We start from the raw sequence: 21,453 nt of genomic DNA on the forward strand, positions 1-21,453 counted from the left end.
ATGCTTCGCTGGATGTGTGCGCTCGGAGCTGTCCTGCTGTTGGCAGGCTGCAGCTCGAGCAAGGAGGGCACGACGAGCTCATCGAACTCGAGCTCGTCGTCGAAGGCCTCGGGCGGCTGCAAGCCGTCGCCTGAGGCGGAGGCGGCGTATCAGAAGCCGTGGCAGCAGGGCGCCGATGCATTCGGCATCGGCCAGCTGCAGGTCCCGGAGATCCCGATCTGCCAGGTGGACACCACCAAGTTCAAGAAGCAGCCGCAGAACGGCCGCTACCGGATCGCGTTCGCGGCCCAGGGCCCGACGAACTCGTGGGCGGCGGAGAACGAGGCGGCGTTCAAGGCGCAGGCGAAGGCCAAGAACGTCGACGAGCTCTACGCGTCGGCCAACGGCGACGCGACCAAGCAGGTCGACAACATCCAGCAGCTCGCCTCCCAGAAGCCCGACGCGATGGTCGTCGTGCCGATGGGCCCGGGGATCACCGGCCAGGTGCGCGCCGCGACCGCCCAGGGCATCCCGGTCGTCGCCTGCGCCGGCCAGCTTCCGGCCAACAGCGGGGTCGTCTCGACGGTCACGCGCTCCTACGACCTGCAGGGGATCCTGTGGGCCGAGTGGGTCGCCAAGCAGATCGGCGGCAAGGGCCGGATCGCGATGATCTCGGGCATCGCCGGCGTGCCGACCGCGGAGTTCCCGAAGGCCGCCGCGGAGAAGCTCTTCAAGGAGAAGTACCCCGACATCAAGATCGTCTCCAAGCAGTACGACGACTGGTCGCCGACCAAGGCCAAGACCGTCGCGCAGTCGCTGGTGTCGAAGAACCTCGACGCGATCTGGTCGGACTCGAGCTTCACCGCGCTCGGCGTCTATGAGGCCTACACGCAGGCCGGCAAGAAGGTCCCGCCGGTCACCGGCGACGCGTCGAACGCGTTCCTGAAGGCGGTCCAGGGCAAGAACGGCGTGAAGTTCGGCCTCTCTCCCTTCCCGCCCGAGATGGCCTCGCAGTGCCTCGACACCGCGCTGGACATCGTCCAGGGCAAGCCGGTGCCGAACACCGTCAACGTCCAGGCGCCGGCATTCACCGAGGCCGACGCGTCCCAGTACATCAAGCCGAGTTGCTCGGACAACCTGTGGGTGCCGGCGACGCTGCCCGAGGCCCAGCAGAAGGCGCTCAAGCTCTGCTGATGCTGGAGGCGAGCGGACTCGTCAAGGCCTACCCGGGCGTGCGCGCGCTGGACGGCGCGGGGCTGTCCGCGCGCGCCGGCACCGTGCACGCGCTCGTCGGCGAGAACGGCGCCGGCAAGTCGACGCTCGTGCGGATGCTGACGGGCAACGCCCGCCCGGACGCCGGCGAGCTGCGGCTCGACGGCGCGCCGGTGACGTTCTCGGGGCCGCGCGAGGCGCTCGCCGCCGGCATCACGGCCGTCTACCAGGAGCTGACGGTGCTGCCGGCGATGCCGGTGGTCGACAACGTCCTGCTCGGTCAGGAGCGGACGCGGCGCGGGCTGCTCGTTGGTCGCGAGCGCCGGCGCGTCGCGCGTGAGGCACTCGCGCGCGTGGGGCTCGGCGAGCTGGCGCTGGACCAGCCCGCCGAGCGGCTGTCGTTGGGGACGCGGCAGCTGGTCGAGATCGCGCGAGCGCTGGTCCGGCGCTCGCGCGTGCTCATCCTCGACGAGCCGACCGCGGTGCTCGCGGGCGAGCAGCGGCAGGCGATCTTCGACGTCGTTCGCGTGGTGGCCGCCGACGGCGTCGCGGTGATCTACATCAGCCACCTGCTCGACGAGGTGATCGACCTGGCGGACGAGGTCACGGTCCTGCGCGACGGGCGCGACGTCGCGCACGCGCCGGTGGCGGAGTTCGACGTCGCCCGGCTCGTGCGCGAGATGGTCGGGCGCGACATCGACACGGTCTTCCCGCCGCTGCCGGCGGCGGGCGACGACGTGGTGCTCGAGGCCAGTCTGCCGGGCCACCAGCTGCGTGTCCGGGCGGGCGAGATCGTCGGCCTCGCCGGGCTGCTCGGGTCCGGGCGCAGCCGCATGCTGCGCTCGCTGGCGGGCGCTGACGGCGGCGCGCGGGCGGCGGTCGGCGGCCGGGATGTCGCGGGCACCCTGCGCGCGCGGGTCGACGCGGGCGTGGTGCTGGTGCCGGAGGAGCGCAAGACCGAGGGGCTCGTGCTGCGGCTGCCGGTGCGGATGAACACCACGCTCGCGGACCTGCGCTCGGTCGCGCGGCACGGGTGGCTTGACGGCGACGCAGAGCGCGCCGTCTTCGCCGAGCAGCGCGAGCGGCTGGGGATCCGCGCGAGCGGGCCCGAGCAGGTGACCGCCGAGCTCTCGGGCGGCAACCAGCAGAAGGTGGTGCTCGCCAAGTGGCTGCGGACGCGGCCGCGCGTGCTGCTGCTCGACGAGCCGACGCGCGGCATCGACGTCGGGGCGAAGTCCGAGATCTACGGGCTGGTGCGCGCGCTCGCCGAGGAGGGCATGGCGGTCGTGTTCGCGTCGAGCGACCTGCCCGAGGTCGTCGGGCTCTCGCACCGCGTGCTCGTCTGTCGCGGCGGCGCGGTCGCCGGCGAGCTGGCGGGCGACGCGATCGAGCCGGAGGAGATCATGCACCTCGCGCTGGGGACGGCGGCGGCATGACGGCGATCGCGGCGCCCCGCCGGCGCGACGTCGCCTGGATCGCCCACAGCGGCCTCGCCGCGTGGGTGATCGTCGCCGTGCTCGTCGTGGGACTGACGATCCACGACCCTTCCGGCTTCTGGACGGCGTCGAACATCGCCAACGTCCTGACCGCGTGCGTGGTGCTCGGACTCGTCGCGCTGGGGCAGAACATCGTGGTGCTGGCCGGCGGCATCGATCTCGCGGTCGGCTCGACGGCGACGCTCTCCGGACTGCTGGCGGCGATCCTGATCGACGGCTATCCCATCCGCACGGCGCCCGTCGTGATCGCGATGCTCGCCCTCGGGGCGCTGATCGGCGTCGTCCACGGCCTGCTGATCGCGCGCGTGAAGCTGCCGCCGTTCGTCGTCACGCTGGCGACGTTCTATCTGCTCCAAGGGCTCGCGTTCATCATCACGACGCAGCCCAAGGGCCAGATCACGACCGCGCTCTCGAACTTCGCGCTGGACCGCTCGGGGCCGATCCCCCATGCGCTGCTGGTGCTGCTCGTGGCGCTCGGGGTGGTCGCGCTGCTGCTGCGGCGCACCGCCTGGGGGCGCAACGTCTATGCCGTCGGCGGCGACGCCGAGGCGGCGCGCTCCAACGGCGTGCCGGTCGCGCGCACGCTCGTGCTCGCGTATGTCGTGTGCGGCGTGCTCGCCGCGGCGGCCGGCGTGATGCTCGCCTCGCGGGCGACGATCGGCTCGCCGACGGCGGGGCAGGGGCTCGAGCTGTCGGCGATCGCGGTGGTGGTGATCGGGGGAACCTCGCTGCTCGGCGGGCGCGGGACGCTGCTCGGGACGCTCGGCGGCGTCGTGCTGCTGGCGCTGATCGACACCTCCTTCACGCTGCTCCAGATCGACGCGACGCTCAACGACCTGATCCGCGGCATCGTGATCCTCGCGGCCGCGGCGATCTTCGTGACCCGGAGCGACCGATGAGCGTGGTCGTCGGCCTCGGTGAGGCGATGCTGCGGCTGTCGGCGCCGGGCAACGAGCGGCTCGAGCAGGCCGACGAGCTGCACGTGGAGGTCGGCGGCGCCGAGCTCAACGCGCTGATCGCCGCGACCGCGTGGGGCGCGCGGGGGCGCTGGCTGACGCGGCTGGCGGACAACCCGCTGGGCCGGCGCGCCGCCGCGCATGCGCGGGCGCACGGGGTCGAGCCGGAGGTCCAATGGGACGCGGAGGCTCGCGCGGCGCTGTACTTCGTCGAGCACGGCGCTCCGCCGCGGCCGACGCAGGTCCTCTACGACCGCGGCGACAGCGCGATGGCGCGCCTGGACGCGGACGGGTTCGACTGGGCGCTCGAGGTCGAGAGTGCGTCCGCGGCGCTCACGAGCGGGATCACGCTCGGGATCGGCCCGGGCCCCGCCGAGGCGGCCCGCGCGTTGCTGGCGGCGGCGCGCAGCCGCGGCGTGCGCACGTTCTTCGACGTCAACCATCGCAGCCGGCAGTGGACGTGGGAGGAGGCGGCACCGGTGGTGCGCGGCGTGCTCGGCGACGTCGACGTGCTGCTCGCCGGCGCGCACGACCTCGAGCGGCTGCTCGAGCGCGACGGCGAGCCCGTGGGGCTCGCGCAGGAGGCGATCGCGCGGTTCGGGCACGAGGCGGTGATGCTGCGCGAGAACGTGCACGCCGGCGAGCGCGTGATGGTGACCGTGACGGCCGTGACCCCCGCGGAGGTGGTCGGCGGGCGCGCCCACTCGGCGCGCGTGATCGACGGCTTCGGGGGCGGCGATGCCGCCCTCGGCGCACTGGTGGCGCGGCTGCTGGCCGGCGACTCGATCGGCACGGCGGCCGATCACGCCGCGCGGGCGTGCGCGGTCCAGCACACGATCACCGGCGACGCATGGATCGGCCGGCCCGACGAGCTCGCGCTGAACGCCGAGCGGAGCATCCTGCGGTGAAGGCGCTGGGCGAGAGCGGCGTGGTCGCGATCCTGCGGCTGCGCGACCACGGGCTCGCGGTCGAGGTCGCCGAGGCGCTCGCGCGCGGCGGGATCGGCGTCCTCGAGCTCACGCAGGACGATCCGGCGGCGCTGGCGGCGCTGCGCAGGGTGGCTGCGTTGAAAGGGGTCGTCGTCGGAGCGGGGACGGTGACCGACGTGGCGACGGTGGCGGCGGTCGCCGACGCGGGCGCGCGGTTCGTCGTCGCGCCGAACGTGGATCCGGGCGTGATCGGCGCCGCGCTCGACGCCGGCCTCGCACCGCTGCCCGGCGCCTTGACGGCGACCGAGGTGGCCGCGGCGCTGGCCGCCGGCGCGGAGATGATCAAGCTGTTCCCCGCGGGGCCGATGGGCACGGCGTACCTGCGCGCGTTGCGCGGGCCGTTCGAGCACGTCGCGTTCGTGCCGACGGGCGGGATCGCGCACGACGCGGCCGGCGACTGGATCGCCGCGGGCGCGTCGGCGGTGGGGCTCGGCTCGGACCTCGTGGGAGCGCGCCCGGCGGACGCCGACCTCGAAGGCATCGAGGCCCGCGCCCGCGTGGCGGTCGCGAGCGCGCGCGCCGCGCTGGCCGCCTCGTCGCGCCTCGCGATCCACATGGGCGACGGCGCCGAGCCCGGCGCATGATCGTCGACGCGCACGTCCACGTCTTCCGCCGCGCCGAGCTCGACGGCCGCGAGCCCGACGCGCTCGTCCCCGCCGAGCGCGACGCGCCGGTCGAGCAGCTGCTCGCGCTGATGGACGGGGCCGGCGTCGACCGCGCCGTGCTCGTCCCGCTCGACGAGCACGACGAGTACGTCGCCTCCGTGCTCGATCACCGGTTCGCGGGCATCGCGGTCGGCCTGCACTCGCTGCCGCAGCGGCGCGAGCGGTTCGCGTTCGACGGCGTCCGCACGCAGCGGCTGGACGACATGGACGCGTTGCGCTGGATCGCCGCCGAGGGCCTTGTGCTGTGGACGTACCTGGAGCCCGATCAGCTCCCGGCGCTGCTCGAGCTGCCGGCCGTGCTGCCGGAGCTGCGCATCGTCCTCAACCACCTCGGCTTCTTCCCGCATGACATGCGCGTCGACGCCTACGGCCGGCCGCGGTTCGAGGATCCGCTGCCGCCCGACCGCGTGGAGGCGGTGCTGTCGCTCGCCCGCCACGAGAACGTGCACGTCATGCTGTCAGGGCAGTACGCACTGTCGGCCGAGGACGCGCCGTATCGCGATCTCGACGGGCTGATCCGCCGGCTGGCGGACGCGTACGGCGCCGAGCGCATGCTGTGGGCTTCCGACCATCCCTGGATCGACGACGTGCCGGGCTACGGCGCGACCGCCGCGCTGCCGGAGCTCGCACTGCCGGACGCGAGCGAGGCGGAGCTCGCGGCGATCCGCGGCGGCACCGCGCTGCGCCTGTTCCCCCGACTCTCTGGAGGCACATGACGACCCGCATCACCGAGATCTCCTCGCGCGCCACCGGGCTTCCGGTGCAGGCGATCCGCGAGGTGATGGAGCTGGCGTGGAAGCAACCGGACGCGATCCACCTGGAGGTCGGCGAGCCGGGCTTCCCCACTCCGCCGCACATCGTCGAGGCGGCGGCGCGCGCTGCGCGCGACGGCCACACCAAGTACACGCCGAACGCCGGCATCGCGCCGCTGCGCGAGGCGCTCGCGGCCAAGGTCGGGCGCGTCAACGGCTACGAGGCTTCGCCGGACCAGGTGGTCGTCGGAGCGGGCGGCGTGCAGGTGCTCCACAACATCCTCCTCGCGCTGACCGATCCGGGCGACGAGATCCTCATGCCGGACCCGGCGTGGCCGGACTTCGTGCAGATGGCGCACCTGCTGGACACGCCGCCGCGCTTCTATCACCAGACGCCCGAGACGCGGTTCTTGCCGGCGATCGAGGAGCTCGAGGAGCTGGTGACGCCGCGCACGCGGGTGCTGATCGTCAACTCCCCCTCGAATCCGCTCGGCGCGGTCGTCCCGGCCGCGCTCTCCGCCGAGCTGGTCGCGTTCGCCGAGCGCCACGGCCTGTGGCTGGTGTCCGACGAGTGCTACGACGAGATCGCCTTCGACGGGACGTTCGCGAGCCCGATGGCGGTCGCGCCGAGCCCGCGCGTGATCAGCGCCTACTCGTTCTCGAAGGTGTACGCGATGACCGGCTGGCGCGTGGGCTACTGCGTCGCGCCGCCCGAGGTCGCGGCGACGCTGACGCGCCTGCAGGAGCCGATCGTGTCGTGCGTGAACGCGCCGGCGCAGATGGCGGCGCTGGCGGCCGTCACGGGGCCGCAGGACATCGTGGTCGAGATGCGCGACGCGTACCGCGAGCGACGCGACGCGGCCGTCGCGCTGCTGTCTGAGGCGGGCGTCGGCGTGCTGCGCCCGGCGGGCGCGTTCTACCTCTGGGTCGACATCGCGCCGTCAGGGCGCGACAGCCGCGACTTCGCGTTCTCGCTGATCGCCGAGCGCGGCGTCGCGTGCGCCCCCGGCACCGCGTTCGGCGCGGCGGGCGAGGGCTTCGTGCGGCTGTCGATGGCCTCGGAGCTCGACGTGCTCCTCGAAGGAGCACGCCGGCTCGTGGAGCATCTCGGCACGCGGTCGGGCTAGTTGCGGCTGCCGCCGAAGATCCGCAGCAGGCTGATGACGAGGTTGATGAAGTCGAGGTAGAGCGCGAGGGCGCCGAAGATCGCGAGCTTCTGCGTCGTGTCGGCGTCGCCGACCCCTTGCGCGCCGATCTTCTTGATCTTCTGCATGTCGTACGCGGTCAGGCCGGCGAAGATGATCACGCCGAACACGCCGATGATGAAGTTGAACGCCGAGCCGCCGACGAACGCGTAGACGATGCTGGCGACGATCAGGCCGATCAGCGCGCCGAACAGGATCCCGCCGAGGCCGGAGAGGTCGCGCTTGGTCACGTAGCCGTATGCGGCCATGCCGCCGAACACGCCGGTCGCGCCGCCGAACGCCGCCACGACGCTGCCGGTCGTGTAGACCTCGAAGAGGATCGCGAACGTGATGCCGGTGAGGCCCGCGTAGATGCAGAAGAGCAGCGCGGCGGTGTTCGCGGAGATGCGCGTGATCAGGAACGAGAGCGCGAAGACGGCGCCGATCTGCGCGATGAAGAGGATCCAGAACGCGCCGCTGTGGTCGAGGAAGTACTGCGTGACGTTCGTCGTGCCGGCGAGATAGCCGGCGACGCCGGTCGTGAGTGCGAGCCCCAGCAGCATCCAGGCGAAGACCTGGCGCAGGTAGGTGCGCTCCGCGACGGCATCGGTGGCGGTTGCCTGGTATGCGAACGGGCTGCTCATGTGCTCTTTGTAGCGGATCTACAAGATCGCGAGGTAGCGATCGAGCTCCCACTGGGAGACCTGCACGCGGTAGTCCTCCCACTCCTGGCGCTTGATCTCGACGTAGCGGTTGAAGATGTGCTCCCCGAGCGTGCGCAGCACAAGCTCGGATTCCGACGTGATCTCGATCGCCTCGCCGAGCGTCTCCGGCAGCTGCTCGATGCCCAGGCGGCGCCGCTCGTCCGGGGACAGGTGGTAGAGGTTCTTCTCCATCGGCTCCGGCAGCTCGTAGCCGCGCTCGATCCCCTCCAGGCCCGCCTGCAGCAGCGCGGCGAAGGTCAGGTATGGGTTGCAGGCTGGGTCCGGCGAGCGCAGCTCCATGCGCGTCGCGTTCTCCTTGCCGGGGTGGTAGAGCGGGACGCGGACCAGCGCCGACCGGTTGCGGCGGCTCCAGGCGACATAGACCGGCGCCTCGTAGCCCGGGACGAGCCGCTTGTAGGAGTTCACCCACTGGGCGAAGATCGAGCAGATCTCGCGCGCGTGGCGCAGCTGGCCGGCGATGAACGCCTTGCCGACGTCGGACAGGAAGTACTTGTCGTCGGCGTCGTAGAACGCGTTGCGGCCGTCCTTGAAGAGCGACTGGTGCGTGTGCATGCCGGAGCCGTTCTGGCCGAACAGCGGCTTGGGCATGAACGTCGCGTGCCAGCCGTACTTCATCGCGTACTCCTTGACCGTGATGCGGTACGTCATGCAATCGTCGGCCATCTTGATCGCGTCGGAGTAGCGCATGTCGATCTCGTGCTGGCTCGGGCCGACCTCGTGATGGGAGTACTCGACGTCGATGCCGAGGCGCTCGAGGGCGAGGACGGTGTCGCGCCGGACGTCCGAGCCGGCGTCCAGCGTCGTCAGATCGAAGTAGCCGCCCTCGTCCAGCGGCTGCGTCGAGTCGCTGTCGCGGAACAGGTAGTACTCCAGCTCGGGGCCGACGTAGAAGTCGTCGAAGCCGAGCTCGCGGGCGCGCGCGACGGCGCGGCGCAGCACGTGGCGCGGGTCGCCCTCGTACGGCTGGCCCTCCGGCGTCTGGACGTCGGCGAACATGCGGCCGACGCCGGTGTCGCGCTCCTCCGGCCGCCACGGCAGGATCGTGAACGTGCTGGGATCCGGCATCGCGATCATGTCCGACTCCTCGATCGCGTTGAACCCGGTGATCGACGAGCCGTCGAAGCCCATGCCGCCTTCGAACGCGTCGTCGAGCTGGTTGGCGGCGATCGAGAACGACTTCAGCTGGCCCAGGATGTCGGTGAACCAGAGGCGCACGAAGCGGATGCCCCGCTCTTGGACGAGCGCCTTGACGTCGTCGGCGGTTTCGGGTTGGTCGGCCATGATCCGCGGGAGGCTAGTGGACTCAGGGTCCTGGCCGGTTGGCCTTGCGGTCAGGGTGCGCTCAACCAGCGGTCCGCCCAGGTCTTGAGCTCGCCGAGCGCCGGCGCCAGCTCGCGCCCCTTCTCGGTGAGCTCGTAACAGACGCGGATCGGGGTACCGTCCAGGACGTGGCGGGCGACGATGCCTCTCGCCTCGAGCTCCTTCATGCGCTCAGAGAGCAGGCGGTCGGAGAGGTCAGGGACCGCCTGCGCGATCTGCGTGAAGCGAAGGCGGCCTCCCTGGAGCAGGACATAGACGATCGCTCCCGTCCAGCGCTTGCCCACGAGCTCCACCGCCTCATGGAGGCGGGGGCAGCACTGGCACTCCTCGGCGTGCGGGCTGGTGGGGGCTGTCGTCGTCGTGCCGGCGGCGGGCATGGCTGCTGCTGATCAGGCCGCGCGCAGCATACGCGTCTCCTCGACGGAGCCGTCGACGGGGATCTCCCCGGCGAGGTTGACCATCGCGGTGAACGACTCCAGGCTGAGGACCGCGATCGCCTCGAGCAGCTGCTCGTCGTCCCAGCCGGCCTCCTTGGCCTCCTCGTGCAGGTGCTGGGGCGCCTTGGCGGGATCGGCGAGCAGCGGCTGAAGGAACTTCAGCAGCGCGTCCTCGCGCGGATCGCTCGACGACCAGCTGCGCGCCCTCGCGACCTCGTCGATGCCGAGGCCCGCCCGGCGCGACGTGCGGCTGTGGAGCTGGAGCCCGGGCTTTGACTCGTAGTGCTCGGCGACCGCGAGCGCGATCCGCTCGACCGTGTCGCGCGGGAGCTTGCCGTGGCGGAGCTCGCCCCGGAAGCGCACGTAGGCGCGCAGCGCCGCGGGAGACCCGGCGAGGGCGCCGAGGAAGTTGGGCAGCTGGCCCGCGGCCGAGGAAGCGCCCTTCAAGATCGGCAGCGATCCCTCGGGCGCGGTGAGGTCGTCATGGATGTGGAAGCGGCTCATCTGAGTCTTGGGCATGCTGACCGCCGTTGTGAGCTGGGGGAGCGTGTCGAGGGACGCCCTTCGCAGGGCCCTTCTTACGAGAGATAAGTGTATGTCGGCGCCCTGGGTGCCGCAACCGCACCTGGCCCCACATGCCTCGCTCGCGTCAGCGGTCGGTCAGGTCCGCGGAGCGCGGTGTTCGGGCTCCGACGGCCTGTGCGTACGAGGGGACCGCAGCCCGCGTCCGGCGGCGGATTCGTCGGGCGCGCGGGTGAGTCCCGATCCAAGGGCTCGGGGGCCGTGGGTCGGGGCGCGGGGCGGTGTCCGCGCGCCCCGCGCCTCGCGTGCGGCCTGCATCCGTTTGCGCGACCTCCCCCGCGGGTCTGCGGCGCTCCGCGGGGGTCGCCCCCGCGCGGGTCTGCGGCGCTCCGCGGGGGGTCGGCCCCCGCGCGTCTGCGGCGCTCCGCGGGGGGTCGCCCCCGCGCGTCAGTGCGACGTCAGGATGGCGATCAGGATGAGCAGGACACCGAGCGCGACGGCGTAGGCGACGATCCGGTCGGGCCGGCCGCCCATGCGCTCAACGGCGGTGCGCGGTCGGCGGTGGCGCGGCACCGGCAGCCGGTCGGGGTGGCCGCCGATCACGACCGTGCGGCGACCCTCGGTGGCGGTGCGCGGGGCCGGGGGCGCCTCCTCGGGCGTCGCGGCCGGCTCCTCCGCGTCACGCTCGAACACGATCGTCCGCGAGACCGGTGCGGGCCGCTCGTAGAGCTCGTCGACGCCCCAATCGTCGTAGCGCGGGCCTTCGGCGGGCTCGTCGCGCGCGACTCGCGACGGCTCGCTCCGCGTCGCGTCCCCACGCTCCGGCCGCGACTCCTCGCGCGCCGGCGCGCTCGCGTTCTCATCGCGACGGATCCGCGGCTCCTCGCCGCGGCGCACGAAGCGGCGACTCGGCATTCGGTCGAAGACGTCTTCGGTCACGCCCCAGTCGGCCACGGCCCGCCGCCGGCGGCCGCGCGGCTCGTCCTGTTCGTGGTCGTAGAAGGCCTGGCTCTGGGCCTCGTGCTCAGGTGGCATGTCGAAAACGTCCTCTTCCTGGGCTTACGGGGTTAGCTGACGGGCTCGCGCCGAAGAGCGGCGCTAAACGGCCTGACCTGACCGTGACTCGCCCCAACTGCTTTGGGTCCCCCGCTTCCCGTCTCCTACGGGAACTCAGCGGATGCGAGCAAAAGTACCAGCCCTCAGGAACACCTGCGTGTGAGGAGGTTTACAGAACGCGTCGGACGGACCTCCGTTTCCGCATATTCCGGGGATTCGGGAGCGCGGTGCGGCGCAATCTGCGCGATGGCGTGCGCACCGGTCGATCCGTCGAATGACGAGGCCCGGAGAAATGCGGTGCCCACCAACCGCTTGGCGACGGAGATCCGTGTCGCCCGACGGACTCGAGCCGCCGGCCGCGGGACGGATCGCCCTTCGATGCCGCTCGCGGGACCGAGCGATTCGCTGCGCCGAGCCGGCGCCCGCTACGTCCCCCCTGGGTCAGCCACCGGAGGCGCCGGTGGCCTTTGCCACGTACGCCGCGACGTCCTTGGCGTCCTGGCCCGTGTAGATGCCCGCCGGCATCTGGCCGTTGCCGGACCTGCCGTTCTGGATCGTCGAGAGGACCAGCTTCGCGTTCGGCTGCACCGTGTCGAGGTCGGGGCCGACCTGCGCGACCGCGTTCGACGCCGCGAGGGTGTGGCAGGCGGCGCAGCGCTCGCCGAACAGGTCACGTCCGCGGAGCTCGGCGCTCGTGAGGTTCTTGATGTTCGCGTGCGGGATGTCATTGCGATCGTCGACGGAAGCGATCACGGCCGTCGGGATGCCGACGCCCAGCAGCAGGAGCGCGAGGCCGAAGACGAGGGTGGCGAACTTCCGGCTCCCGCGGGACTGCGAATGCACCGCCGCACCGAGGCCGTGGCGACCGCCGCTGACCGCGACGAGGAACGTGCCGAGGCCGAGAAGGATGAACGCGAGGACGAAGACGAGCGTGGTCATGCGGGCGGGAATCTACCCATTCGCGCGGCGCCAGAGCCTCCGGCCGCCCTCGACGGTCTTACAGACGACCCGATCGTGGCGGTGATCACCGCCTCCTTCCTGAGCCGAAGCTCTGCACCGCCGGGGCGATCTCGCGGAACTCCCCCAGCGTCGCCGCGGCGGCGCGACCGCCCTGCGCCCCTTCACCGCGACCGGTCGCGGCGGCGGCGACGCGGCGCTCGGCGAGCTCGACCACGCGCGCCTGGCGGTCCTCAGGCGTGACGAGCGGGCGCAGCGTCTTGACGAACACGTTGATCGCGCCGCCCGCCTGCGGCAGCCGCTCCAGGCGCCCCTCGCACAGCAGCAGCGGCTCCGAGCGGACGGTCAGGCGATTCGATTCGTAGAGGTCGGGCGGGACGATCAGGTTGATCGTCCCGAACTCGTCCTCGAGCAGCAGGAACACGATCCCCTTCGCGGTCCCGGGGCGCTGGCGGGCGACGACGAGGCCGCCGATGCGGATGGGAGCCTCATGCGGCAACCGTTCGAGGTCGGCGATCGAGACGATGTCCGGCGGCAGCGTCGGGCGCAGCAGCTCGAGCGGGTGCGCGCCGAGCGTGAGCCCGACCGTGGCGTAGTCCGCGATCATCGACTCCCACGGGACGAGCGGCGCGAGCACCGGCGCCTCGGGAACCTCGAGCGGCAGCGAGAGCTGCGTGCCGTCGGCAACGTGCTCGCCCGGCGCCGCGATGCCCACCTGCCACAGCGCCCGCCGGCGCGCGTGCTCGGAGGCTCCGCCGATCAGCGAGTCGCACGCCCCGGCCCACGCGAGCCGGTCAAGCGCGGGGCGGCCGGCGCCGGCGCGGGAGGCGAGGTCGGCGAGCGAGGTGAACGGGCCGCCCTCCTCGCGCGCCGCGACGAGCGCGCGGATCTCCTCCTCCTTGACGCCGAGGATGAAGCCGAGCCCCATCCGCACGATGCCGGCGGGGTGAGACGCCTCGGAAGGGGGCGGCGGAGCTGCCGCGGAGGGCAACGACGCTGGGGTGGGTGGCGATGCCGTGGAGGCGCCGGAGGACGGTGCGGGGGCCGCGGGAGCGGGTAGGGGCGCCGGGGCCCATTCGACGGTGCACAGCAACTCGCTCGCGTTCACGTCGGGGGGACGGAGGACGATCCCGCGCCGCTGGGCTTCATGGGCCAGGGTGTCCGGTGCGTAGAAGCCCATCGGCTGCTCGTTGAGCAGCGCGCACAGGAACTCGGGGCCGTAGTGGACGCGGAGCCAGGTGGACTGGTACGCGAGCAGGCCGAAGGCTGCTCCGTGGGCCTTCGGGAAGCCGAAGCCCGAGAAGCCGACGATCATGCCGTAGACGCGCTCGGCGGTCTCGCGGTCCACGCCGTGGCTGGCGGCCGCGCCCTCGAGGAACCGCTCGTGGAACGCCTCGATCGCCTCCGCCGAGCGCTTGCGGCTCATCGCGCGGCGCAGCCCCTCCGCCTGCCCCGGCGAGAAGCCCGCGAACGCCTGCGCGACCTCGATCACCTGGTCCTGGAAGATGATCGTCCCCAGCGTGTCCTTGAGCACCTCCTCCAGAACGGGGTGCTCATAGGGGACGACGTAGCCGGGATCCTGGCGCAGCCGTTGGACGCGCGAGATGTACGGGTTGACGGCACCGCCGAGGATCGGCCCCGGGCGGACGATCGCGACCTGGATCGTGAGGTCCTCGAGCGACGCCGGCCGCGTCCGCCGCAACGACGCCATCTGCGCGCGCGACTCGATCTGGAACACCCCCATCGTGTCCGCCAGCTGGATCGCGTCATAGGTCTCCTGGTCGTCATAGGGAATGCGCGAGAGGTCCACGCTGACGCCGCGCACGCGCGCGATCTCGTCAACGCAGCGCTCGACCGCCGAGAGCATCCCCAGGCCCAGCAGGTCGATCTTGAGGAAGCCCGCGTCGGCGCACGAGTCCTTGTCCCACTGGCACAGCTGGCGCCCCTCCATCGCCGCCGGCAGGACCGGGCAGCAGTCGATCAGCGGGCGGGTGGAGACGATCATCCCGCCCGAGTGCTGGGAGAGGTGGCGCGGGAGCCCGTACGCCTCGTCGCACAGCCGCGCCAGCCAGGCCCAGCGGCCGGGCAGCCGCCCGTAGTCGGGATCCTCAGGCGAGGTCTCGTGCGCCTCGGCCTTGTCCGGCCGCTTCCCATGGACCATCGCCAGCCACTCGCTCGTGCTCATCGCGAAGGCCGCGGCGCGGGCGTCGGGGTCGATGAACGGACCCGGCTCGCTCTGCGGCTCCATGCCCAGCGCGACCTCGACGTCGCGCCCCACCCCCTTGACCGCCCACGGCTCGGCCCCGCGCGCGACGCGCTCGAGCTCCCCCGGCGGCAGGCCGAGCACCTTGCCGAGCTCGCGGATCGCCCCGCGCGAGCGGAACGTCGGGAACGCGGCGACCAGCGCCGAGCGCTCCTTCCCGTAGCGCTCGTGCACGCGCGGGATCAGCGCCTCGCGCACGTCACGCGGGAAGTCGAGGTCGATGTCCGGCAGCGCATTGAGCTCGTCGTTGAGGAACCGGCCGAGATAGAGGTCGTTCGCCACCGGGTCGATGTGCGAGAGGCCGGTGAGGTAGCAGACGATCGACGACACCGAGGAGCCGCGGCCGCGCCCCGGCGGCAGCAGCTGGCGCGCGACCGACGGCCCGCGCACCTCGACCGCGACGTCGCGCGCGAGCTCCAGCAGGTCGCGATGCAGGAGGAAGAAGCCCGGCAGGCCGAGCTTGTCGATCACGCGCAACTCCTCGATCAGCCGGGCGTGGGCATGCGGGTGCGACGCACCCTCGGGCGGATAGCGCTCGGCGAGCTTGAGCCAGCACAGCTCGGCGAGCTTGCGCGAGGCCTGCGGATCCTCCGCGCCCGGATAGCGGTAGCCGAGGTCGGCCGTCAGGTCGAAGCGCAGCCGCTCGGCCAGCGCCTCGGTCTCCCGCACCGCCTCCTCGTGCCCCTCGAAGCGCGCCGCCATCGCCTGCGGCGACGCGAGCACGTGCGCGGTGTTGCCGCGCCGCACCGGCTCGGACGAGTCCAGCGAGAGATGGTGCTGCAGGGCCACGAACGCGTCCTGCAGCGGCGCTCGCGAGCGCGCGTGCGCATGGACGTTCCCCGTCGCCACCGTGCGCAGCTCCAGCCGGCGGGCGAGCGCCGCGCGAGCGCGGTTGCGCGCCCGATCGTGGCGCTGGAACGGGCGCTGCAGCTCCACCCGCAGGCGCTCGGGCCCGAACGCCTCGCGCAGGCGGCGCAGCGTCGGCTCATCCTCCACCCCATGGTCGGCGCACCCGCTCAGGCACACGAGGCCGGCGGCGTGCCGCTCGATCGTCTCCAGCGGGATCGCGGGCGGCGGCTCGCGCGGATCGCGATCGTGCACGTGGGCGCGCGTGACGATCCGGCACAGGTTCCGCCAGCCCCGCTCGTCCTCGACGAGGAGCGTCAGATGCCGGGTGGGGCCGCCAGGGGCGTCGCCGGAGTCCAGCACGTCGACCTCCACCCCGTGGATCGCCCGCAGACCGAGCGCGCGCGCCGACACCGCGAACTCCATCGAGCCCGAGACGCCGTTGTGATCGGTGAGCGCCATCGCCTCATAGCCGAGCTCCAGCGCGGCGGCCGCCAGCTCGTCCGGCAGCGACGCGCCGTCCAGGAACGAGAAGGCCGAGTGGGCGTGGAGCTCGACGTAAGGCACGAACACATGTTCGCACCACGGCCGGACGGCACAGGCGGCGCGGCGCCGGGCGGCGGCGAGGACCTCGTCCTCCCTGCCGCCACGGCACTCAACCGGCGAAGACGGCGCGCTCGAGCGCGGCGACGACCCGCTGCGGACCCGGCCCGGAGCCCATCACCAGCGTGTAGTGATTGACGTCCGGCACCGCCTCGACGCGTACCTCGGGATGCGTGAGGGCGAACTTGTGCAGCTCGTTCTCGGGGATCAACGGGCTGTCGTCGTCATCGAAGAGGCCGCGCGCGGCGCGCAGCAGATGGATCGGCGCGCGGACCCGCTCGAGCGCGTTGCGCGTCGCGGCGTCCAGCAGCATCTCGCGGCTGTCGGTCCGCACCGCGTCGCCCGCCGCGCCGCAGCGCGCGACGCCGTTGTCCTCGCTCAGGTCGTAGCGGGCATAGGCCTCGATGTCGTCGTCCCAGCTCTCCGAGAACGCCGGATGCGCGCGCCAGCCTTCGACGTACTCGTCCGCGGACGGGAACGTGATCGCGAGGCGCATGACCGCGTTCGTGACCGCGCCGTCCAGCATCCGGCCGGGATCGTCGGGAAGCGGGAACGGGAGGCCCGCGTCGAGCAGCACCACGCCGGAGGCGCGGCTCGGGTGCTCGGCCGCGATCCGTGCGGCGATGTAGGCGCCCATCGAGTGGCCGGCGAGCACTGCGGAGGAAGCGCCGGCGTGATCGAGGACGGTGAGCAGGTCGCTGACATGCGTCGCGATCCCGTACGGGCCGGGCAGCTTGGCGCTCAGCCCGCGACCGCGGAGATCCGGTACGAGCAGCGTGATCCGCGGCGACAGCTCGCGAGCGATCGAGCGGAAGGTCATCAACGACGCCGTCACGCCATGGGCGGCGAGCACGACGCCGTCGGATTCTTCGGGTGGTGGGCCGGAGCGTGCGACGTTCAACCCGCCACCGGGGACGGGAACCTCGTAAAGCTCGGCGAATGGCTCGGTGCGTTCGATACTGCGATCGTGGTCAGCAGCGGGCTCCTGCTGGGCTGGCCGAGGTGCCAGTGTCGACCGGCCGCCTGGACGCGTCGACCGATACAACCGTCCTGTGGACTCGCTCGCCACGCCCTCGCTCGACCTCCGGCCGTTCGCCGACGGCGACGCCGAGGCCATGCATCGGATCTACTCCGACCCGGTCGTGATGCGCTATGTGGCGACGGGGCCGGCCGCGACCCTGGCGGCGACGCAGCGGCTCCTGCACGACTACGAGGTCCATCAGCGCTCGCACGGGTTCTCGTTCTGGGGCGTCGTGGAGCGGGCATCGGGGATGCTGATCGGCGACGCGGGGCTCTACCGGACGCCCGCCGGCGAGGTGGAGCTGGGCTACACGCTGGCGGTGGCGGCGTGGGGGCGCGGGTACGCGACCGAGGCGGCCACGGCGTGGCTCGAGGCGGCGTTCGGGCCGCTCGGCATCTCCGAGGTGATCGCGCTGGCGGAGCCGGCCAACGTGGCCTCGCTGCGGGTGCTCGAGAAGGCCGGGATGCGCCGGACGGGCGAGCGCAGCGCGTTCGGCCGCCCGCACATCGTGTACCGCCTTCACCGCTGACCGTACCACCGGCCCTCCTGGAGATCGCGGAACACGACGACGTCGCGCCCGTCGGCGGTCACGACCTCCCAGTAGCGGCGGCGAAGCGGCGCGTCCGTCCACCAGCGGTCCTCCACGAGCCAGGACTCGCGGACGGCCTCGACGGCACGGCCGGCGACGGCCAGCGGGCGCCCGGTGGCGTCGGCGCGGACGCGGGCGGGGCGCGGGGGGGCGAGGCGGCGAGGGCCGCGGGAGGCCGGCGTCGCGCCGCCGAGGACCGCGCGGGCGGGAGCGTCCCCGGGTGGTGCGCTGCCGGGCGCCTCCTCCGGCTCCGGCCGGCGTGTGCCGCGCAGGCCCGCGGGGCCCTCCCCTGGCTCCAGCCGGCGCGGGCCCGCGGGGCCCTCCTCTGGCTCCAGCCGGCGTGGGCCGCGCGGGCCCGCGGGCCCCGTCGGCGTGCGGCTCGGCGGCGCTCCCCGCTCCGCGCTCATGGCTCCCACGGCGCGAGCGCGAGCCGGCGCTCGGGCACGCGCGAATCGGGATCGACGGGGAGGATGCGCAGCGCGGCGTCCGGGCCGGCGACGGCGCGGGCCTGGCGGACCGCCTCGCGCAGGCGCGCCAGCCGGACCGCCGCCGGCTCGGCGAGCAGGGAGCGCTGGGCGCCGGACGGCGGCCCGAACGCCTCCACGCGCAGGCGCAGCGCGTCGGCGGGGGCCGGAAGGTCGCCCAACCGATTGACGAGCACGAGCCGCATGCGCCGCGGGTCGGCCAGCGCCTCGCGGAACGTCACCTGCGTGCGCCACGTCCCGCCCTCGACCAGCGCCGCCGACAGCACGACCGCGCGCAGCGTCCTCCCCCGCCGCTCGGGCCGGGCGAGCACGCGGTCGATCAGCAGGCCGAGCGCGCGCTCGAGCTGCGGGCCGGCCGCCGATTCGGGCAGCTCCAGCACCTCCTGCAGCCGCTCGGCGGCGACGCGCGGGCGCAGCGGCGTGTCGCGTCCGCGGGCAAGGTCGCGCGCGAGCGTCCCCGCAGCGCCGAAGCGATCCGCCAGCGCGGCGCGCGGGAGTGCCGCGAGCTCCCCGAGCGTGCGGATGCCGAAGCGCTCCAGCGCCTCCGGCAGCATGGCGACCTCCGGGCGGGCGCTCAGCAGCGTGACCGGCAGCGGCGCGAGATACGCCGCCAGGCGGGAGCCCTCCGGAGCGATCTCCGGCCGCCGCGCGCGGGCCCGGCTGGCGGCAGCGAGCGCCGCGAAGCGCGAGGGCGCCGCGCCGATCCGCGCCGCAACCCCGAGGGCCTTGCGCGCCACCGCGATCACTCCCTCGACGTCACCGCCGTGCAGTCGCCGCAGCCCGCGCGCGTCGAACCACGCGGTGCCGGGACGGCCGGACTCGACCGCCGCGCCGATCCCCTCCAGGGCACCGACGATGCGCTCCCACGCGTCCGCCACGCCGGCCGGATCAGGCGAGACGAGCTTGAGCGCGGGGCAGCGCGCGAACGCCTCGCCGAGGCGCAGGCCGGCGCGGACGCCGTAGGCCTCGGCGGCGGCGGAGGACTCGCCGATCAGCGGCTCGCGCCCGATCTCCGGCGCGAGCGCGAGCGGACCGGCCGCGAGCGCCTCGCGGCCACCGGCGGCGACCGCGAGCTCGAAGCGGGGTAAGAGGATGCAGACGATCACGAGCGGCGGGCGGCGAGCGCACGGCGGGCGAGGACGGCGAGGACGATCTCGCGGCGGCGAGAGCGCACGGAGGCCGCGACATCGCGGCGGGAAGGGGCCGTCGGCCGGCGGCGGATATGAGCGATACGAACGAGCATTCGTAAGAACACACGTTCGCATATTCGCCGGACGCGAACAAGCGGCCCGTCACGGTGCCGACGGCCGGGGAATGGACGAGGCCCCGCCTTCGCGGGGCCTCGCCGGTAGCGGACCTGTAAGCCGGATTCTGTCGTGAGCAGCCATCCATCTGAGCGACCGACCTGGGCCTCGGCGGGCAACCTGCGAACGGCCCTGCTTGGTCTTGCATCGGATGGGGTTTGCCTGGCCGCCGCGTCACCGCGGCGCCGGTGCGCTCTTACCGCACCATTTCAACCTTGCCGGGCCGCTTGCGCGGCCGTAGGCGGTGTCTTTTCTGTGGCACTTTCCCGCGGGTTTCCCCGGGTCGGCGTTACCGACCATCCTGCCCTGTGATGTCCGGACTTTCCTCGAAGGACGAACCTCCGCGGCTGCTCGGTCCGCTCCCCGCACGTTAGCCGGTTGGGAACGAACGGTGAACGAAGGTGGGCGGTGCGTCCGAGCTGCCGAACACACTGAGAGACATGTACGACGTCGTCTACATCGATGCCGACGGGGGCGAGACTCCCGTGGCGAAGCGCCTCGACGATCGCAAGGACGCCGCCGACGTGGCGCGCAAGGCCGCCGCGGAGCGCGGGGTCGGGCGGATGGTCCTGCCGGGGTCGAGCAAGTTGCCCAACTGCGTCTGCGTCATCCCGGTGCCGCCCGCCGAGGCGGCGTAGCCCCGTTCCTGATCCCGGCGCTCAGTACGCACGCGTGCGGCGAGCGGTGGTCGCTCCCGCCGGGTGGTCTCCTTCGCCCGCGTCACGGCCTCTCTTGGCGGCGAGTCGATAGCGTTCGGCCATGCGAGTCGGTGTGATCGGCGGGGGCCTCATGGGCTCGGGAATTGCGGAGGTATGCGCGCGCTCAGGCGTGGACGTGACGGTCGTGGAGGTCGACGACGGGCGTGCCGAACGAGCGCGCGCGGCGATCGAGAAGTCGCTAGGACGCGGGGTACGCTCGGGCAAGCTCTCCCAGCAGGATCACGCGGCGGCGCTGGAGCGCCTGGTGGTCACCTCGACGTTCGAGGATCTCGAAGGCGCCGACGCGGCGATCGAGGCGGTGGTCGAGGACGAGACGACCAAGGGCGACATCTTCCGCCGGCTCGACGAGCTGCTGCCCGACGCGCGCTTCCTCGCCTCGAACACCTCGTCGGTGCCGATCATGAAACTCGGCGCGCAGACCAAGCAGCCGGGTCGCGTGGTGGGGATGCACTTCTTCAACCCGGTGCCGGTGCTTCCGCTGGTCGAGATCGTCACCTCGATCATGACCGAGCCCGAGACCGTCGGGCAGGTGCGCGGCTTCGCGCAGGACACGCTCGGCAAGACGTGCATCGAGTCCCAGGACCGGGCCGGATTCATCGTCAACGCCCTGCTGATCCCGTACCTGCTCTCCGCGATCCGCATGTACGAGTCGGGCTTCGCCTCCAAGGAGGACATCGACCAGGGCATGGTGCTCGGGTGCGCGCATCCGATGGGTCCGCTGCGGCTCTCGGACCTGATCGGCCTCGACACCCTGCTCGCCGTCGCCCGCTCGCTCTATGCGGAGTTCCGCGATCCCGCCTCGGTGGCTCCCGCCTTGCTGAACCGGATGGTCGAAGCCGGCCTGTTGGGGCGTAAGTCCGGGCGCGGGTTCTACGACTACTCGACGAGCTAGGGAGGCGCTCGGCGCGGCGGCGATCCAGGCGGGTGCGGTTCGCGCGCGCGACCGATCGCGCGGCGGGCGATGTGCGCAGCGACCCTGCGCCGGCGTTCAGCCGAGTTCGGACGAGTGGCGGGCCACGACCTGCCACTGCCCGTCGCGGCGGGCCCAGATGTCGGTGAGCTGGAAGACGTTGGACAGGTTGGTCGACTCGAACGACGCGATCTGCGAGAAGCGCGCGTGGATGACGCCCGTGTCGCCGAAGATGTCGACGTCCATGCGCTCGTAGGCGAAGCTGACGATCGTGTAGCCCTCGCGCGCCGCGCCCATCCACTGCTCGCGACTGAACGGCTCCGGCGAGAGGTGGATCGCGGTGAAGCGGAATCCGTCCGCGACGAGCTCCTCGAGCCGGTCCATGTCACGCGCCTGCATCGCGGACATCCACTCGTTCTCGAGTCGAGCCAGCTCGACCCGATCTGTCGCTGCGTCGCTCATG

Annotated in this window: 21 protein-coding genes, 1 other RNA gene and 1 riboswitch; of the genes, 10 read left to right on the forward strand and 12 right to left on the reverse strand. The window is 72.7% G+C overall.

Annotation, left to right across the window (positions count from 1 at the left end; translation table 11 throughout):
- Genes H958_RS0130720 through H958_RS0130750 form a run of 7 tightly spaced genes read left to right on the forward strand, consistent with a single transcriptional unit; the run spans position 1 to position 7,176 of the window.
- Positions 1-1,173, forward strand: a complete 1,173-nt coding sequence (locus H958_RS0130720; RefSeq protein ID WP_196807647.1) for a substrate-binding domain-containing protein — start codon at positions 1-3, stop codon at positions 1,171-1,173.
- Positions 1,173-2,627, forward strand: a complete 1,455-nt coding sequence (locus H958_RS0130725) for a sugar ABC transporter ATP-binding protein (protein ID WP_037412111.1) — start codon at positions 1,173-1,175, stop codon at positions 2,625-2,627. The genes H958_RS0130720 and H958_RS0130725 overlap by 1 nt, the downstream gene beginning before the upstream one ends.
- Positions 2,624-3,586 (forward strand): ABC transporter permease, encoded by a 963-nt coding sequence (locus H958_RS41590; RefSeq protein WP_051325039.1) that lies wholly within the window; start codon positions 2,624-2,626, stop codon positions 3,584-3,586. The genes H958_RS0130725 and H958_RS41590 overlap by 4 nt, the downstream gene beginning before the upstream one ends.
- Positions 3,583-4,551: a PfkB family carbohydrate kinase gene (locus H958_RS41595; protein ID WP_081686460.1), complete on the forward strand. Its 969-nt coding sequence runs from the start codon at positions 3,583-3,585 to the stop codon at positions 4,549-4,551. The genes H958_RS41590 and H958_RS41595 overlap by 4 nt, the downstream gene beginning before the upstream one ends.
- The gene (locus H958_RS41600) at positions 4,548-5,216 is read left to right on the forward strand and encodes a bifunctional 4-hydroxy-2-oxoglutarate aldolase/2-dehydro-3-deoxy-phosphogluconate aldolase (protein WP_037412113.1); all 669 of its coding nucleotides are present in this window, start codon (positions 4,548-4,550) and stop codon (positions 5,214-5,216) included. Before H958_RS41595 ends, H958_RS41600 begins: the two co-directional genes overlap by 4 nt.
- The gene (locus H958_RS0130745; RefSeq protein ID WP_028061467.1) at positions 5,213-6,013 is read left to right on the forward strand and encodes an amidohydrolase family protein; all 801 of its coding nucleotides are present in this window, start codon (positions 5,213-5,215) and stop codon (positions 6,011-6,013) included. The genes H958_RS41600 and H958_RS0130745 overlap by 4 nt, the downstream gene beginning before the upstream one ends.
- Positions 6,010-7,176, forward strand: a complete 1,167-nt coding sequence (locus H958_RS0130750) for a pyridoxal phosphate-dependent aminotransferase (RefSeq protein ID WP_037412115.1) — start codon at positions 6,010-6,012, stop codon at positions 7,174-7,176. Before H958_RS0130745 ends, H958_RS0130750 begins: the two co-directional genes overlap by 4 nt.
- Here the strand turns inward: H958_RS0130750 and H958_RS0130755 are convergent.
- The 8 genes from H958_RS0130755 to H958_RS0130790 all read right to left on the reverse strand — a co-directional run bounded on the left by H958_RS0130755 (position 7,173) and on the right by H958_RS0130790 (position 16,863).
- On the reverse strand, positions 7,173-7,877 hold the full coding sequence (locus H958_RS0130755; RefSeq protein ID WP_028061469.1) for a Bax inhibitor-1/YccA family protein: 705 nt from the start codon (positions 7,875-7,877) through the stop codon (positions 7,173-7,175). The genes H958_RS0130750 and H958_RS0130755 overlap by 4 nt on opposite strands.
- A gap of 18 nt (positions 7,878-7,895) precedes the next feature.
- On the reverse strand, positions 7,896-9,239 hold the full coding sequence (locus H958_RS0130760) for a glutamine synthetase family protein (protein ID WP_028061470.1): 1,344 nt from the start codon (positions 9,237-9,239) through the stop codon (positions 7,896-7,898).
- Between the two features lie 50 nt (positions 9,240-9,289).
- Positions 9,290-9,655 (reverse strand): winged helix-turn-helix transcriptional regulator, encoded by a 366-nt coding sequence (locus H958_RS41605; RefSeq protein ID WP_081686461.1) that lies wholly within the window; start codon positions 9,653-9,655, stop codon positions 9,290-9,292.
- 12 nt (positions 9,656-9,667) lie between these two features.
- On the reverse strand, positions 9,668-10,234 hold the full coding sequence (locus H958_RS0130770; RefSeq protein WP_028061471.1) for a carboxymuconolactone decarboxylase family protein: 567 nt from the start codon (positions 10,232-10,234) through the stop codon (positions 9,668-9,670).
- A gap of 450 nt (positions 10,235-10,684) precedes the next feature.
- The gene (locus tag H958_RS0130775; protein ID WP_028061472.1) at positions 10,685-11,272 is read right to left on the reverse strand and encodes a hypothetical protein; all 588 of its coding nucleotides are present in this window, start codon (positions 11,270-11,272) and stop codon (positions 10,685-10,687) included.
- A gap of 7 nt (positions 11,273-11,279) precedes the next feature.
- Positions 11,280-11,423: riboswitch (cyclic di-AMP (ydaO/yuaA leader) on the reverse strand.
- 311 nt (positions 11,424-11,734) lie between these two features.
- Positions 11,735-12,232 (reverse strand): c-type cytochrome, encoded by a 498-nt coding sequence (locus H958_RS44425; protein WP_051325042.1) that lies wholly within the window; start codon positions 12,230-12,232, stop codon positions 11,735-11,737.
- Positions 12,233-12,317: 85 nt separating this feature from the next.
- Positions 12,318-15,926, reverse strand: a complete 3,609-nt coding sequence (locus H958_RS0130785) for a DNA polymerase III subunit alpha (protein WP_196807648.1) — start codon at positions 15,924-15,926, stop codon at positions 12,318-12,320.
- An 88-nt stretch (positions 15,927-16,014) separates the two neighbouring features.
- The gene (locus H958_RS0130790) at positions 16,015-16,863 is read right to left on the reverse strand and encodes an alpha/beta fold hydrolase (protein WP_051325043.1); all 849 of its coding nucleotides are present in this window, start codon (positions 16,861-16,863) and stop codon (positions 16,015-16,017) included.
- Positions 16,864-17,014: 151 nt separating this feature from the next.
- Here H958_RS0130790 and H958_RS41610 point away from each other — a divergent pair, with 151 nt between their 5' ends.
- Positions 17,015-17,512, forward strand: a complete 498-nt coding sequence (locus H958_RS41610; RefSeq protein WP_037412118.1) for a GNAT family N-acetyltransferase — start codon at positions 17,015-17,017, stop codon at positions 17,510-17,512.
- Here H958_RS41610 and H958_RS0130800 read toward each other — a convergent pair.
- From H958_RS0130800 to rnpB, 3 genes are all read right to left on the reverse strand, one after another.
- On the reverse strand, positions 17,503-17,979 hold the full coding sequence (locus H958_RS0130800) for a collagen-like domain-containing protein (RefSeq protein WP_028061476.1): 477 nt from the start codon (positions 17,977-17,979) through the stop codon (positions 17,503-17,505). The genes H958_RS41610 and H958_RS0130800 overlap by 10 nt on opposite strands.
- Positions 17,976-19,163, reverse strand: coding sequence for a Y-family DNA polymerase (locus H958_RS0130805; RefSeq protein WP_028061477.1), 1,188 nt, complete (start codon positions 19,161-19,163; stop codon positions 17,976-17,978). Before H958_RS0130805 ends, H958_RS0130800 begins: the two co-directional genes overlap by 4 nt.
- Positions 19,164-19,401: 238 nt before the next feature.
- Positions 19,402-19,724, reverse strand: an RNA gene (gene rnpB, locus H958_RS44590) — RNase P RNA component class A.
- A gap of 77 nt (positions 19,725-19,801) precedes the next feature.
- Between rnpB and H958_RS0130810 the strand changes: the two genes are divergently transcribed.
- A complete protein-coding gene (locus H958_RS0130810) occupies positions 19,802-19,999 on the forward strand; it encodes a hypothetical protein (RefSeq protein WP_028061478.1) in 198 nt (65 codons plus the stop codon).
- A gap of 121 nt (positions 20,000-20,120) precedes the next feature.
- A complete protein-coding gene (locus tag H958_RS0130815) occupies positions 20,121-20,972 on the forward strand; it encodes a 3-hydroxybutyryl-CoA dehydrogenase (RefSeq protein WP_081686465.1) in 852 nt (283 codons plus the stop codon).
- Between the two features lie 96 nt (positions 20,973-21,068).
- Here the strand turns inward: H958_RS0130815 and H958_RS0130820 are convergent, their stop codons facing one another.
- Positions 21,069-21,452, reverse strand: coding sequence for a nuclear transport factor 2 family protein (locus tag H958_RS0130820; RefSeq protein WP_081686466.1), 384 nt, complete (start codon positions 21,450-21,452; stop codon positions 21,069-21,071).
- Position 21,453: the final 1 nt, after the last annotated feature.

The sequence above is a fragment of the Candidatus Solirubrobacter pratensis genome, from assembly GCF_000425945.1.
GTDB lineage: Bacteria > Actinomycetota > Thermoleophilia > Solirubrobacterales > Solirubrobacteraceae > Solirubrobacter > Solirubrobacter pratensis.